This is a genomic window from Thalassococcus sp., assembly GCF_982780845.1.
Map to the genome: position 1 here is coordinate 162,978 of NZ_CEYADA010000004.1, position 14,967 is coordinate 177,944.

Here is a 14,967-nt window from a genome sequence, read left to right on the forward strand (position 1 = left end):
AACAACACATAACTTGCACGAAAGTCATGAAAGCTAGGGGATTCCGATGTCAGATGCGTCGCACAAAGGTCAATCGTTCAACTGGGATGATCCGTTTCTGTTGGATGACCAATTGACAGAAGACGAACGCATGATCCGTGACGCTGCGCAGGCCTTTGCCACGGATAAGCTGCTGCCACGGGTCGAGAACGCCTATCTGAACGAAGAAACCGACCCCGAGATTTTCCGCGAGATGGGGGCGAATGGCCTGTTGGGCGTAACAGTACCCGAGAAATACGGCTGCGCGGGGGCCAACTATGTGTCCTACGGCCTTGTCGCGCGCGAAGTTGAGCGGATCGATAGCGGCTACCGGTCGATGATGTCAGTGCAAAGCTCGCTTGTGATGTACCCGATCTATGCCTACGGGTCCGAGGAGCAGCGGGAGAAGTATCTGCCGAAACTTGGATCGGGTGAGTGGATCGGCTGTTTTGGCCTGACCGAGCCTGACGCCGGTTCAGACCCTGCTGGCATGAAAACCCGCGCGGTGAAAACCGAAGGTGGCTATGTTCTGAACGGGTCCAAGATGTGGATTTCGAACAGCCCGATTGCGGATGTCTTTGTCGTCTGGGCCAAGTCCGAAGCGCATGGCGGCAAGGTGCGGGGCTTTGTCCTTGAAAAGGGCATGAAAGGCCTGTCTGCGCCGAAAATCGGTGGAAAGCTGTCGCTGCGAGCATCGATCACGGGCGAAATTGTGATGGAGAACGTTGAGGTGGGCGAAGATGCGCTGTTGCCAAACGTCGAAGGCATCTCTGGTCCGTTCGGCTGCTTGAACCGTGCGCGCTACGGCATTTCTTGGGGTGTGATGGGGGCTGCGGAAGACTGTTTTTTCCGCGCGCGTCAGTATGGTCTGGACCGTCACCAATTCAAACGTCCATTGGCAGCCACGCAGCTTTATCAAAAGAAACTGGCTGATATGCAGACCGAAATCGCGCTTGGCCTTCAGGTCAGCCTGCGGTTGGGGCGTTTGTTTGATGAGGGCCGCTTTGCGCCCGAGATGATCTCGATCGCAAAGCGCAATAACTGTGGCAAGGCGTTGGATATCGCGCGTCAGGCGCGGGATATGCACGGCGGCAATGGTATTCAGGTGGGCTACCACGTGATGCGCCATGCCCAGAACCTTGAAACCGTGAACACCTATGAAGGCACGCATGACGTACACGCGTTGATACTTGGGCGGGCGATCACCGGCATTCAGGCCTTTGCCTGATCGGAAATAGGGACCCCTGAACAGAAAACTGTCGCAAACGGGACATTTGCTTTGTCCCGTTGCCGTTACATATTCCGAAGCGAAGAATAAACGGACAGGGAATGGTATGGAAAAGACAGTCGTTAACAGCTGGAACGAATGGGACCCGCTAAAGCACGTGATTGTCGGTCGCGCCGATGATTGCCACATCCCGCCCGAAGAGCCGGCGCTGGATGCGAAGGTTCCGGAAGACAGCGATATGCGCGGGCAGTGGGGGCGTCGCCCGCAGGAAACCATCGACCGCGCGAATGAGCTGTTGGATAACTTTGCGGCCCAGCTACAGGCGCGGGGCATTCGTGTGGATCGTCCAACGCCCATCGATCATTCCCAGCCGGTGACAACGCCGGATTTCCACACCGACAGCCAGTTCGGATGTATGCCGCCGCGGGATGTACTGCTCACTGTGGGCAGTGAAATGCTTGAGGCAACGATGTCTTACCGGTGTCGTTGGTTCGAGTATCTGAATTATCGCCCGCTGATGCAGCAGTATTTCAACGAGGACCCGAATTTCCGCCACGCCAGCGCACCCAAACCGCGTCTGACCGATGCGGACTATCGCGCGGATTACCTGTCGGAAAAGATTGGTATCGAAAAGCGTCTGGAATGGACGGCGGACAAGTTCTTTGTCACGACCGAAGAAGAGCCTTTGTTCGATGCAGCCGACGTTCTGCGTTTTGGCAAGGACTTGGTCGTTCAGCACGGCTTCACGACAAACCTGAAAGGCATCGAATGGCTGCGGCGTCATTACCGAGATCACCGCGTGCATGCTGTCAATTTCCCCGGTGATCCGTATCCGATCCACATCGACGCGACCTTTACGCCGCTGCGCCCCGGCCTGATCCTGAACAACCCGCGCCGGCGTCTGCCCGATGATCAGCGTGAGATGTTCGAAAACAACGGTTGGGAAATCGTGGATGCGGCCCAGCCTGCGCACAACGCGCCGCCGCCGCTGTGCTATTCTTCTGTCTGGTTGTCGATGAACGTGCTGGTGCTGGATCCGAAAACTGTCTGCGTCGAAAAGTCCGAGGTTTATCAGGCCGAACAGATGGACAAGCTGGGCATGGAAGTGGTCGAGGTCGAATTGCGCGATGCGTATGCGTTCGGTGGCGGCCTGCATTGCTGTACGGCCGATGTCTATCGCGAAGGCACCTGCGAAGATTACTTCCCGAACTTGTCCTGAACGCGCTTAGTCGTAGCGCATATAGCCGCCAAACCCCGCGATCCGCTGTTCGAAGGCCTCGATGCGTTCGGCAGCGGGTTCGCTGCGGGCGGCCATGGCGGCCAGGATCATCTCGACCGTTAGGAACGCGCTGACCAGCGAGGGCATCAATTGCGGACCAGCCATCGGCATAACGATGGTTTTCACGGCGTCTTTGGTGATCGGCGCTTCGTTCGAATCCGTCAGAGCGATGATCTGCGCGTCCTTTTCGCGGGCAATCTGGCAGGCGCGCACGACTTCGGCGGAGTAGTGTTCATAGGTGATCGCAATCACCACATCGTCGGGGCCCGCGCGGGACACCTGATCAAGAATGGCACCCGGCATTGACGGCACGTCGACAAAACTGTCGAACGCCATAGAGCCCACATAGGAAAAATAATGCGCGACGGAAAAACAGCTTCTGACGCCGATCGAGTAGATCTTGTCGGCACCCAGCAGCAGTTCAACACAGTCGTCGATGTCGGCGATATTGAGCGGTGCTGTGATGTTGTCAAAGTTGCGCTGATTGGCTTCGATGACTTCGCCATAGATGCCAGAGCTTTGACGCGACCGTAGGGCCCGGGCGCGTTTGCCATAACTCTTGCCACGGTTCTGGACGATGTTGCGTATATCGGCGCGAAAATCGTTGAATCCCTCATACCCAAGGGTTTGCGCCAGCCGCGGAGCAAGGTTGGCATCGACACCTGCGGCTTCCGCCAAACCTCGAATCGACAAGAAGGCCACTTCGTCGAGATGGTCCAGAATCCACAGAGAAAAAGCAGCAAGTTTCCGCGGACCACTGCGGCCAAGTTCGGCAAGATTATTCCGAACGCTTTCCTCGTTTGATGTCATAGCTTTGAATCCGCAGTGTTTTCCCATGTGGATAAAAGATATGCGCTTAAAAAGAAATAAAACAATTGCATCTTCGTTTCTTATCGATAAAGCATTTGCATTATTGGGGGCCTAACCCCGCTTTACCTAGGGAGAAAGAAAGTGAAATTCGCAAAAATCATCGCAGCGGCTGGTATGACGGCGGTTGCAGCTCCGGCTATGGCGGCAGATACGTTCATTTCCATCGGCACTGGCGGTGTGACGGGCGTTTACTATCCGACGGGCGGCGCGATCTGCCGGATGATGGCAAAAACCCGCAAGGAAACCGGCATCCGTTGTGCCGTCGAGTCCACGGGCGGTTCCGTCTACAACATCAACGCGATCCGCTCGGGCGAGCTGGAATTCGGTGTGGCGCAGTCCGACTGGCAGTTCCACGCGTTTAACGGTTCCTCGAAATTCGAAGAGCAGGGCAAATTCGAAGGTCTGCGTGCTGTCTTTTCGATCCACCCTGAACCCTTCACTGTTGTGGCACGCGCAGACGCGGGCATTTCGAACTTTGAAGACCTGAAGGGCAAGCGCGTTAACGTCGGCAACCCCGGTTCCGGTCAGCGCGGCACAATGGAAGTTCTGATGGAAGCATCGGGCTGGACGATGGACGATTTTGCTGTCGCATCCGAACTGCAGGCGGCTGAACAGTCGCAGGCGCTGTGCGACAACAACATCGACGCGATGGTCTACACCGTTGGTCACCCGTCGGGCTCAATTCAGGAAGCAACAACAGCCTGTGACGCGGTTCTGGTCAACGTGACCGGCGCGGCGGTTGACCAGCTGGTTGCAGACAACCCGTTCTACCGCACAGCGACGATCCCCGGCGGCATGTACCGTGGCAACGACACGGACACCAATACGTTCGGTGTGGGCGCGACTCTGGTGACATCCGCTGATGTCCCCGAGGACGTGGTCTACAACCTTGTTAAGTCCGTCTTCACAGACATTGACGCCTTCCGTGGTCTGCACCCTGCATTCGCCAACCTCGATCCCAAGCAAATGGCAAACGACGGTCTGTCCGCGCCCCTGCATCCGGGTGCCGAGAAGTTCTACCGTGAAGCAGGTCTGATCGAATAAGGTTTTGTTCCTGTGATAAAAACGGACCGTCCCGATGGGGCGGTCCATGGCGTTAGGGCCGCAAACGGGGGATTTCCAGAATGAGTGATGTTTCAAAGGCCGATCAGGCCCAAGGGTATTCAGACGAAGACCTTCAGGATCTGGTCAGCAGCACAGATACCGGCGGTCGTGCGCCGACAAACCGGACGGTGGCGCTGTTTCTTGCAGGTGTCGCTTTGTGCTGGTCCTTGTTTCAACTTTGGATCGCTCAGCCGCAGCTTTGGTTCGGTGCTTGGGTTCCTGTTCTGAACTCGTCCCAGACGCGCCCTGTGCACCTTGGATTTGCCATTCTACTGGCGTTTCTGGCCTATCCGGCCCTGAAGTCATCTCCGCGTAATCGCATTCCGTTGCTTGATTGGGCGTTGGCCATTGTCGGTTCGGGATGTGCGTTTTACGTCTTTTTATTCTCACGCGAACTGGCGGAAACGGCCCGTTCCGGTCTGCCCACAACACCGCAGATCGTTATCGGCAGCATTGGCATTGTTTTGTTGCTAGAAGCATCGCGCCGCGCGCTTGGTCCGGCTTTGACAGTCGTCGGGTCGATCTTTCTGGCCTATGCCTATATGGGCACCGGCTGGCTGATCCCAGACATTATCGAACACTCTGGTCTGTCGTTCAAAGCGATCGTCAATGCGCAGTGGTTGGATACGACGGGTGTCTTCGGCATCCCACTGGGCGTTTCGACGGCTTTTGTGTTCTTATTCGTTCTGTTCGGTGCGCTGTTGGATAAGGCCGGCGCGGGCAACTACTTTATCCAGATCGCTTTTGCCGGTCTGGGCGCGCTGCGCGGTGGTCCAGCGAAGGCGGCTGTTGTCGGTTCTGCGATGACCGGTCTGATTTCCGGCTCGTCCATCGCCAACGTTGTGACGACAGGTACGTTCACGATCCCGCTGATGAAGCGCGTTGGTTTCTCCGCTGAGAAATCTGGCGCGGTTGAGGTTGCGTCCTCGGTCAACGGTCAGATCATGCCGCCGGTTATGGGCGCGGCTGCCTTCCTGATGATTGAATTCGTCGGCATTTCCTACGTCGAGGTTATCAAACACGCCTTCATTCCTGCGGTCATTTCCTACATTGCGCTGGTCTACATCGTGCACCTAGAGGCGCTGAAACGGGACATGCCCGCATTGGGTGAGGCTGCAAACCTCGGCAAGATGTTCCTGAAGATTTTCGTGGGCTTCGTTGTGGCCGCGGTTGGCTTCACGGCGTTGGTCTACGGTGTGAACGGCCTGCGTGCGATGGCGCCCGCAGTGTCTGGCCCGATCATCATGATCGCCATTTTGGTGGCTTACGTCGCAATGGTGCGCACAGCAGCGCGTCGCCCAGACCTGACACTGGATGATCCGAACGATCCGAACTTTAAACTGCCGACCGTTGCGCAGGTGTTCCCGACGGGTCTGCATTACATCCTGCCCATTCTGGTTCTTGTCTGGTTCCTGATGATCGAGATGCAGTCGCCGGGTAAGTCCGCGTTCTACGCTGTGGCGATCATGCTGTTCATCATCTTGACCCAGCGCCCGTTGAAGGCACTCTTCCGTGGCGAAGATGCAGGTGAGGCACTTAAGGCCGGTATCAATGATCTGATCGAGGGCCTGATCGCCGGTGCGCGAAACATGATCGGGATCGGTGTGGCGACTGCCGCAGCCGGTATCATCGTAGCGACAGTGACCAAAACGCCGATCGGCACCGAACTGGCTGGTCTGGTGGAAATCCTGTCCGGCGGTCATCTGATGCTGATGCTGCTGTTGGTTGGCGTCTTCTCGTTGATCCTTGGTATGGGGCTGCCGACAACGGCGAACTACATTGTTGTGTCAACCTTGATGGCACCCGTGGTTGTGGCCTTGGGCGCGCAAGAGGGGCTGATTGTTCCACTGATTGCAGCGCATCTATTTGTGTTCTACTTCGGGATCATGGCGGACGTGACACCGCCTGTGGGGCTGGCCAGCTTTGCGGCTGCGGCTGTGTCCGGCGGTGATCCAATCAAGACAGGTTTCACCGCGTTCTTCTACTCGATGCGGACCGTGGCGCTGCCGTTCCTGTTCATCTACAACCCGACACTGATCCTGTACGGCGTCGATTTGGGAACCACCGCAGGTATCCTTCAGGCGATCCTTGTGTTCATTGTGGCCACCATCGCGATGCTGCTGTTCGCGGCGGCGACACAGGGCTATTTCCTTGCGCGTTCCAAATACTGGGAAAGCGCGGCACTGCTGCTGGTGGCTTTCACATTGTTCGTTCCGGGCTTCTGGTTGGACCGCGTTCAGCCACGGTTCGAGGAAATTCCTCCAACCCAATTGGCTGAGGCGTTCGACAATGCTGCCGTAGGCGACAACGTGCGGTTCGTGGTGGAAGGCCCGGATTTCATCGAGGGTGAGCCGACATCCTTGACCATCGTGCATACGGTCACCGCTGAAGATCCGGTGACGGGACGCGCCGCTGCCGCCGGTCTACTCTTGATGCCGGAAGGCGATCAGATGTTCATGGATGAACCCAGATTCGACACGCCGTATCAAACCAAGCTTCAGGGCTTTGATTTCTACGGAGAAGACCGCGTTCAGGTCGCTAGCTTACTGCATCCGGCAGACCGTATGCCCAAACAGATTTTCTGGTTACCCGCACTGCTTCTGCTGGGGCTGGTCATCGTGATGCAGCGCCGTCGTCAGACCAAGCCGGCCTTTTAAGGGAGAATTGAGACATGTCGAAGACCATCCTGCTTCCCGTTGATATCAACCACCCGAAGGCCGAACAGAAATCCCTGAAAGAGGCACTGCCGCTGTTGGGTGACGGGGGCGTCCTGCACGTCGTTGCCGTCGCGCCCAGCTTTGGTATGGCGCAGGTATCGGGTTTTTTTCCGGCCCAGTATGAAAAAGAACATCTGGCAGAGTTCGGTAAACAGCTGTCTGTCTGGGTGAAGGAACACGTGCCCGATGGGGTCACTGTAAAACCGCATGTTTTGCACGGCACCATCTATGACGAAATCCTACGCGCAGCGGACGAGCTGAATGTGGATTTGATCGTCATGGGGGCCCACCGTCCAGAATTGTCTGATTACCTGTTGGGGCCGAACGCCGCTCGGGTGGTCCGACATGCCAACCAATCGGTATATGTCGTCAGGAGCTGACAATGCCCAACCATATCTTCGGCCGTTCCACGAAGGGACAGCTGCCAACAGCCGTTGCGGGCGACGGCTGTTATCTGATTGATTCATCAGGAAAACGCTATTTCGATGGATCAGGAGGCGCGGCTGTGTCGTGCCTTGGCCATTCGAACGCGCATGTGCGCGCGGCCTTGCATGATCAGCTTGATCAATTGGCCTTTGCGCACACGGGGTTCTTTACCTCGGATGCGGCCGAGAAGCTGGCGAATCGTCTGGTTACGGCGGCACCTGAGGGCATTGATCGTGTGTATCTGGTGTCTGGTGGCTCAGAGGCGGTTGAAGCGGCGCTGAAACTGGCGCGTCAGTACTTCATGGAAATTGGTCAGCCGGAACGCCACCGCGTGATTGCGCGGCGTCAGAGCTATCACGGCAATACTCTGGGTGCTTTGGCGGCAGGTGGCAACGAATGGCGGCGCGCGCAGTTTGCTCCGTTGTTGGTTGAGACCTCGCATATTTCGCCATGCTATGAATACCGCGAGCGTCGTGATGGGGAGAGCCTTGAAGACTACGGTCTGCGTTCTGCAAACGAACTCGAGGCGGAAATTCTGCGTCTCGGGCCGGAAAGCGTCATGGCCTTTGTGGCCGAACCTGTTGTCGGCGCGACGGCGGGTGCTGTTCCTGCTGTTGCAGGCTACCTGAAGCGAATTCGTGAAATCTGTGATCAGTACGGCATCTTGCTGATCTTGGATGAGGTTATGTGCGGTATGGGCCGGACAGGGCATTTGTTTGCCTGTCTGGAAGACGGCGTTGCGCCTGACATGATCACCATCGCAAAAGGGCTAGGCGCTGGGTATCAGCCGATCGGGGCGCTTCTGGTTCAAGGCAAAATCTATGATGCGGTGGCATCTGGCTCAGGCTTCTTCCAGCACGGACACACATATATGGGGCACGCCATGGCGGCAGCAGCGGCCAACGCGGTTCTGGATGAAATCGAAGGCAACAACCTTCTGTCGCGTGTGCGCGAACAAGGTGACAAGCTGGACGCAGCATTGCGCGCTGAATTCGGCCAGCACCCGCACGTGGGTGACATCCGTGGTCGCGGCCTGTTCCGCGGGGTCGAATTGGTAGAGGATCGGGAAACCAAGAAACCTTTTGATCCTGCACGAAAGCTACATGCCAAGATCAAGGCGAATGCCTTTGAGGCTGGTCTGATTTGTTACCCGATGGGGGGCACGATTGACGGTGTTAACGGCGACCATATTCTGTTGGCACCGCCCTTTATCATCGAAGACGCGCAGATCGACGAAGTGGTGACCAAGCTTTCGAGTGCGATCACGGGGGCGTTGGCTGCATGACACCGCTGCCAAGGATTATGGTCGCGCCAAACGGCGCGCGCCTGACCAAGAAAGACCATCCGGCTGTGCCTGTCACAATTGCCCAGATTGTAGAAACGGCACAGGAGTGTGCGCAGGCTGGTGCTGACGGTTTGCATGCCCACGTGCGCGACGAAGGTCAGCAGCATGTGCTTGACGCTGGGCTATACAAAGAACTGATTGCCGAAATGGCGCAAAGCCTGCCGGGCTTTTACACGCAGATCACGACCGAGGCACTGGGGCGCTATACGACTGCCGAGCAAATGGCGCTGGTCAGAGATGTGCAGCCCAAGGCGGTCTCGATCGCGCTGCGCGAGATTATGGCGGACGCGACCGACGCCGATATGCATCGCTTTTATCACGAATGCGTGGAAGCCGGTATCGGTGTTCAGCATATTCTTTACGACACCGAAGACGTCATGCATCTGGCCCGTCTGGTACGCGACGATGTGGTGCCACAGGCTGATCTTAAAGGTCTGTTGGTACTTGGCCGCTATACAACCGGCCAATTGGCCCATCCGGATAACTTGATGACACCCGTTTCGATGATGAACTGCGAATTGCCCGAAATCGACTGGGCTGTGTGCGCCTTTGGTCGCTGGGAAACGGATTGCTTGCTGGCGGCCCATGGTATGGGGGCTAAAATGCGTATCGGTTTTGAAAACAACCGTTTAAACAAGGATATGACCTGCGCGGCGTCCAATGCGGAACGGGTGCGTGAATTGGTACATTATCTGACGTCGTCGCCTGAAGATGACGCAAATTACAGGGTGGCCTGATGAATTTTCCTGCGCTTCGCTATTGGCCCTTGCTGTTGGTGACAGCTGGGTTCTTTGTGTCGTGGCTTGCATATTTTGCCGACGTCTGGCCGCTGTTTCCGATGCTGGTTTTCGGTGCGGTTATGCTGTTAGGGCTTTGGGATATCTACCAAACCCGCCACGCGGTGTTGCGAAATTATCCGATCCTTGGGCATGTGCGGTATTTCTTTGAAATGATCCGGCCAGAAATCCGCCAATACCTGATTGAGGCGGATAACGAAGAGGTACCTTTTTCGCGCGACTCCCGGGCGATTGTGTATCAACGGGCCAAGAATGTTGAAGATAAACGCCCCTTTGGCACTAAGATGAAGGTTTATGAAAGCGGCTATCAATGGCTGACGCATTCCATCCAGCCGAAGAAAATCAAGGATACCGATTTTCGCGTTCTGATTGGCGGGCCGGATTGTAAAAAGCCTTACAATGCTTCGGTTTACAACATTTCCGCCATGAGCTTTGGCTCACTGTCCGCAAACGCCATTTCGGCGTTGAATAAGGGCGCCAAGATCGGCGGCTTTGCCCATGACACCGGTGAAGGTGGCATCAGTCGCTATCACCGCGAAGGCGGTGGCGATCTGATTTTCGAGGTCGGGACCGGATACTTTGGATGCCGCGACGAAAACGGAAATTTCGATCCCAAGACATTCGCGGAAACCGCAGCGTCTGATCAGGTCAAGATGATCGAAATCAAGCTGAGCCAGGGTGCGAAACCGGGGCAGGGTGGCATGTTGCCTGCGGCCAAGATCACGCCGGAAATTGCAGAGGCACGTGGCATTCCGATGGGTAAGGATTGTATGTCGCCGGCCTCTCATTCGGCTTTCAATACGCCGCTTGAGATGATGGAGTTCATTGCCAAGCTACGCTACCTGTCCGGCGGCAAACCTATCGGGTTTAAACTGTGCATCGGCCATCGACGTGAATTCATGTGTATCGTGCGCGCCATGCTGGAAACGGGGATTACTCCGGATTTTATCGTGGTGGATGGCAAAGAAGGCGGGACGGGCGCTGCGCCGCTTGAGTTCGCAAACCACATGGGCATGCCCTTGGTTGAAGGGCTGACGTTCGTGCACAACACCCTGCGCGGGGTCGGTTTGCGTGACCAGATCCGCATTGGGGCGTCGGGCAAGCTTATCCACGCCTTTGATATTGCCCGCACGCTGGCGCTTGGCGCGGATTGGTGTAACTCGGCGCGCGGATTTATGTTTGCCGTGGGCTGCATTCAAGCGCAGGCCTGTCACACCAACCATTGCCCGACCGGTGTCGCCACGCAGGATAAAACCCGCCAAAAGGCGTTGGTTGTTCCAGATAAGGCACAGCGCGTGGCCAACTTCCACCGCAACACGCTGAAAGCACTTGGCGATATGACAGGCTCGGCCGGGCTGTCGCATCCCAGCGGATTCCTGCCGCGCCACCTATTGGTTCGGGTGACCCATCGCGACATGCAAACAGGGGATGAGGTGTATCCCTACATGCCCGAAGGGTTCCTGCTGCGCGAGGATGACGAACGTTTGGGCTATCTGATGCGCTGGCGCCGCTCGAGTTCGGCGAGCTTCCAGCCCTTTGACGACGGGATCTAAGCCGGGCCTATAAGGTCACAATATGGTTGTCCCATGCGCAGTTTTCGCGGGCGAGTGCGTGGGGCTTGCCATCTCTGACAGCGATCAAACCTCCCAATCCGTCGCTGGCCAGAAAGCCACCTGCCATCGGTGCCAACCCGCAGACATCGGTACGTGACACCGCACCCAGAAACGCGCATTTGTCGTTGAACCGATGGATGCGCCCGCCGCGGGGCGAGGTGATCGCGATTTCGGATTGGTTCGCTCCGGAAAAGGCAACGCTGCCTGCGTAGCCTTGCATGACCAATTCATCGGCAAGCGGGGCCGATGCCAAAACCGGTGCCTCACCCATGCGATGAAGTCCCAACAAGGGCAGCGCCATACCCGTTTCACCCTGCCATTGCATCGCAAAACCGACCAGCCCGTCTGCGCGTAAGGCCAAGTGGCGGATAGAGTTTTTTGATAGGTCCGGTTCCAGTTCAAGTTGGTCTCGGATGCTTCCGTCCAAGGCCAGATACGTCAGGTTCGGTCGCATGGTCGGAATGTTCAGTTTTGTCCGGTCCGATGGGTCCGTCGCGATCCCGCCATTGGCAATAACCAACGTTTGTCCATCCGGCATCAAATGCATGTCGTGCGGTCCGATGCCGAACGTCGGCATTTCATGCATACGTTTGTAACCGGCGGCCACATTCCAAACACCGATAATGCCCTGACTGTCGGAACTGGCCTGTTCGCTGGTCAGCAAAACGGCGCCGTCGTCGATAAACACGCCATGTCCGTTGAACTGGCGCCCCTCTGGTGGCGTCAGTTCGTGCAGGACCTGTCCGGTAAAGCAGTCTATGACCAAGGCAAAGCTCCCGGGACGACGGGCAAAGGCAACGGCCTCGGCGCGATGGGGATGGCCTGCACCGGCATGCCCGCGCGCAGGCAGAGGCACTTGGAATCTTGTGGTGCCATCGCCGGCAATTCCGAACAACGCAAACGTCCCATCCGGAATTCGCGCCGCCGCGATGTAGCTGGGGTTGCCAACGTCGGCCCAACCAATCGTAGGCGTGGCGCTGGCTGCCAATAGTGAGGCAATGAACCCGCGTCTGGTGGTCATGCCTTAGTCCCCGTCTTGCGAATTGAAACCTGCACCGATCCCCAGACGCCCGCCGATTTCGCCCTCGATCGCAGTTTTCAGGTCCTGAACAGCGATTTGCAGCGCTTCAAGCCGGAAGCGGGCGGACGGATCCGTGATGTCCTGAAATGCGGGGTCTTCGATACGGGTCGCGGCGTCGCGTAGTCGTGACATGGCGGCGTCGGTGTGGGGAATTTCCCAATCTGCCAGATGTCCGGCCATGGCATATGCGCTCTCTGAGGCGAGCAAGACGTTTTTCAGGCTCCGCTCGGACCGGCGCGCTTCGGCGCGGGCAGGGCGGGGGCGATCGAAGGTTCCCAATGGTTGGCCGAGGCGCTGAACACTTGTGAATTCCAATGAGGACAGGATTTGCGTGTAGACGGCGCGCAGGGCTTCATCCTCGGACAGATAGGTACCGTTGTCTGGCTGGCCTGCAGTGCGGATTGTCACGGCAAATTCTTTGGCCCAAGCGTTCACCAACGTTTTGGCCTGCGCGGCCAAATCTGCTGTGATCGCCGCCGTCAGGGCGCAGCTATAGCTGTCCGCGCCGTAGTCGGCGAACGCCGGATCGTACAGCATCTGTTCAAGCGCAAAGAACCCACGCGCGGCAATTGATACCTCGGAATATGCTGTGGCGTCCTGAACAACGGGGTCTTTTTCGTCGATCAGTCGCGTCAGTGTGCGCGGCGTGAAGCCGCGTTTGTCTGGCCAGAAATAAATCGATAGCGCACCGGACTCTGACGGACCGATACGCAAATCGCCGATTGCCATCCACGCATTGAACGCGTCGGTATAGGCCGGTTTCAAAAGCGCAGGTTCGCAGGTCTCTGACGCTTGGGCGGCCAAAGTGTCGGTCGCCACGGCGAAGCCGTGAAAATACGGCAGGATGTGCTGATCCAGAACGTCGTTCACATCCGCAACTGCGGGCAGGGCCAGAGCGCAGAACGAAAGAGTGACAATGGGGGTTTTCATAGGCTCTCCAGATAGGTGATCAGAGCATGTCTGTCGGGCGGGTCCATATTGACCACGCGGTCACGGGACGCTTGCGCCTCGCCGCCGTGCCAAAGGATCGCTTCCAGCAAGGAACGGGCGCGGCCATCGTGCAGGAACTGTGTGTGACCAGAAACCGTTTCAGTCATCCCGATCCCCCAAAGCGGTGCTGTCCGCCATTCTCGACCATTTGCACGGCCTTCGGGGCGATTGTCAGCCAATCCGTCGCCCATGTCATGCAGCAAAAGATCGGTGTAGGGCCAAATCAGCTGGAAACTGGCAGCATTGCCATCCTCCAAACGATGGGTCACGTAATTGGGGCGATGGCACGCTGCGCATCCACTGTCGAAAAAAACTTCGCGGCCTTGCAAAACAATGGGGTCGTCCACGTTGCGGCGTGCAGGGACGCCCAGCGACCGGCTGTAAAAGGTCACGAGATCCAGCCCGGTCTGGTCAATTTCAAAGCCGTCTTGTTCGGCATTTTCGCCGTGAACCGCAGACAGGCAATCTACCTGAGACGCGGTGCATTCACCAAACGCATCGGGGAACAGAGGGCTGGAAATGCCGATGTCGCCTGCAAAGGCGCTGGCGGTTTGTTCTACCATATTAGGCATCCCCGCCTTGAAACCGAAACGGCCCAGCATCGGCTGATCGTAAAGGCGTGACCAAACGATTTGCGGATTGCCCGAAATCCCGTCGCCATTCAGGTCGTCCGGATCTGCCCAGCTTAAGATGTCTTCTGCGGGGATCGCTTCTAGCAAACCCATGCCGATCATCTGGGGCGCAACGCGGGGCGACAGCATCGCATCGGGATGGAGCGGCCCATAGCCAAGATCGGCGGCTTTATACGTCGGGCTACGAAGCTCGGCGGTTTCTCCGCCGGAAAGGGGGATCTCGATCGTCTCGTAGGTGATGTGCATCCGTGCTTCGGGGGCATGGCCGGGCAGGCTGAGGTCTTGCAACTGGGTGCCATAGACCGGATCGGGGGCAGTTGGATGGGTGCCATCGATATAGCGGGTGATCTCATCCGTGCTGGGGGCAGGGATCGAGATACGAAGGAACATGGAAACGGCGCTGTCTTCCGGCCCCTCGGGCGTGTGGCCGCGACCGTCTTTCAAATGGCAGCGCTGACAGGATCGCGCGTTGTACAAAGGGCCCAATCCATCAGACGCAATGGTGGACGCTGGCGGCGATACCCAAAGCCGTTTGAACATCCCGTTGCCAACCTTGAAATCAAGCTCTTGCTGAAAGCTCAGGTTGGCGGCGGGTTGGGAAAATGCGTCGGCGATGCCACGGGCACGCACCGTCTGGGCACCACCGCTGTTTTCCTCGAACGGCCAGGGTTTGCCAAAATCTGTAGGCAGGGCTGTAACCGCTGCGATGCGGGCCTTTTCGGCATCCGTGCGCGGTGTCACGTTCAAGTGGATGTCGCGCAGATCGGCCCATGGCGTCGAAGCGCCTTCTTGGGCGAAGGCAACCGGGCTTAGGGCCAGAAGTGTGGCTGCGGACAAAAGGGATTGGCGAAGAAAAGTCATGGCTAC

The 14,967-nt window shown here is 57.4% G+C and carries 12 protein-coding genes; 8 read left to right on the plus strand and 4 right to left on the minus strand.

All coding sequences use genetic code 11. From position 1 onward, the window contains the following. Nucleotides 1-46: 46 nt before the first annotated feature. Nucleotides 47-1,246, plus strand: coding sequence for an acyl-CoA dehydrogenase (locus tag AC4FIA_RS06325; protein ID WP_490365136.1), 1,200 nt, complete (start codon nt 47-49; stop codon nt 1,244-1,246). 106 nt (nt 1,247-1,352) lie between these two features. Next, nucleotides 1,353-2,465, plus strand: coding sequence for a serine/threonine protein kinase (locus tag AC4FIA_RS06330; RefSeq protein WP_488047935.1), 1,113 nt, complete (start codon nt 1,353-1,355; stop codon nt 2,463-2,465). Nucleotides 2,466-2,471: 6 nt separating this feature from the next. On the opposite strand, the gene AC4FIA_RS06335 is transcribed toward AC4FIA_RS06330, so the two are convergent. Then, nucleotides 2,472-3,335 (minus strand): MurR/RpiR family transcriptional regulator, encoded by an 864-nt coding sequence (locus AC4FIA_RS06335; protein WP_490365137.1) that lies wholly within the window; start codon nt 3,333-3,335, stop codon nt 2,472-2,474. 141 nt (nt 3,336-3,476) lie between these two features. Between AC4FIA_RS06335 and AC4FIA_RS06340 the strand changes: the two genes are divergently transcribed. The 6 genes from AC4FIA_RS06340 to AC4FIA_RS06365 all read left to right on the plus strand — a co-directional run bounded on the left by AC4FIA_RS06340 (nt 3,477) and on the right by AC4FIA_RS06365 (nt 11,337). Further along, entirely contained in the window at nt 3,477-4,439 is a 963-nt protein-coding gene (locus AC4FIA_RS06340) for a TAXI family TRAP transporter solute-binding subunit (protein WP_490365138.1), read from the plus strand. A gap of 80 nt (nt 4,440-4,519) precedes the next feature. Beyond that, the gene (locus AC4FIA_RS06345; RefSeq protein ID WP_490365139.1) at nt 4,520-7,156 is read left to right on the plus strand and encodes a TRAP transporter permease; all 2,637 of its coding nucleotides are present in this window, start codon (nt 4,520-4,522) and stop codon (nt 7,154-7,156) included. A 14-nt stretch (nt 7,157-7,170) separates the two neighbouring features. Further along, on the plus strand, nt 7,171-7,596 hold the full coding sequence (locus tag AC4FIA_RS06350) for a universal stress protein (protein ID WP_490365140.1): 426 nt from the start codon (nt 7,171-7,173) through the stop codon (nt 7,594-7,596). A 2-nt stretch (nt 7,597-7,598) separates the two neighbouring features. Continuing rightward, nucleotides 7,599-8,927, plus strand: a complete 1,329-nt coding sequence (locus tag AC4FIA_RS06355; RefSeq protein WP_490365141.1) for an aspartate aminotransferase family protein — start codon at nt 7,599-7,601, stop codon at nt 8,925-8,927. Continuing rightward, entirely contained in the window at nt 8,924-9,724 is an 801-nt protein-coding gene (locus AC4FIA_RS06360; protein ID WP_490365142.1) for a beta-keto acid cleavage family enzyme, read from the plus strand. The genes AC4FIA_RS06355 and AC4FIA_RS06360 overlap by 4 nt, the downstream gene beginning before the upstream one ends. Further along, nucleotides 9,724-11,337 (plus strand): FMN-binding glutamate synthase family protein, encoded by a 1,614-nt coding sequence (locus tag AC4FIA_RS06365; protein WP_490365143.1) that lies wholly within the window; start codon nt 9,724-9,726, stop codon nt 11,335-11,337. Before AC4FIA_RS06360 ends, AC4FIA_RS06365 begins: the two co-directional genes overlap by 1 nt. A 7-nt stretch (nt 11,338-11,344) precedes the next feature. Here AC4FIA_RS06365 and AC4FIA_RS06370 read toward each other — a convergent pair whose 3' ends face one another. Genes AC4FIA_RS06370 through AC4FIA_RS06380 form a run of 3 tightly spaced genes read right to left on the minus strand, consistent with a single transcriptional unit; the run spans nt 11,345 to nt 14,961 of the window. Next, the gene (locus tag AC4FIA_RS06370) at nt 11,345-12,418 is read right to left on the minus strand and encodes a DUF1513 domain-containing protein (protein WP_490365144.1); all 1,074 of its coding nucleotides are present in this window, start codon (nt 12,416-12,418) and stop codon (nt 11,345-11,347) included. Between the two features lie 3 nt (nt 12,419-12,421). Further along, nucleotides 12,422-13,408 (minus strand): imelysin family protein, encoded by a 987-nt coding sequence (locus AC4FIA_RS06375; RefSeq protein WP_490365145.1) that lies wholly within the window; start codon nt 13,406-13,408, stop codon nt 12,422-12,424. Continuing rightward, nucleotides 13,405-14,961, minus strand: a complete 1,557-nt coding sequence (locus AC4FIA_RS06380) for a di-heme oxidoreductase family protein (RefSeq protein ID WP_490365146.1) — start codon at nt 14,959-14,961, stop codon at nt 13,405-13,407. Before AC4FIA_RS06380 ends, AC4FIA_RS06375 begins: the two co-directional genes overlap by 4 nt. Nucleotides 14,962-14,967 lie beyond the last annotated feature (6 nt).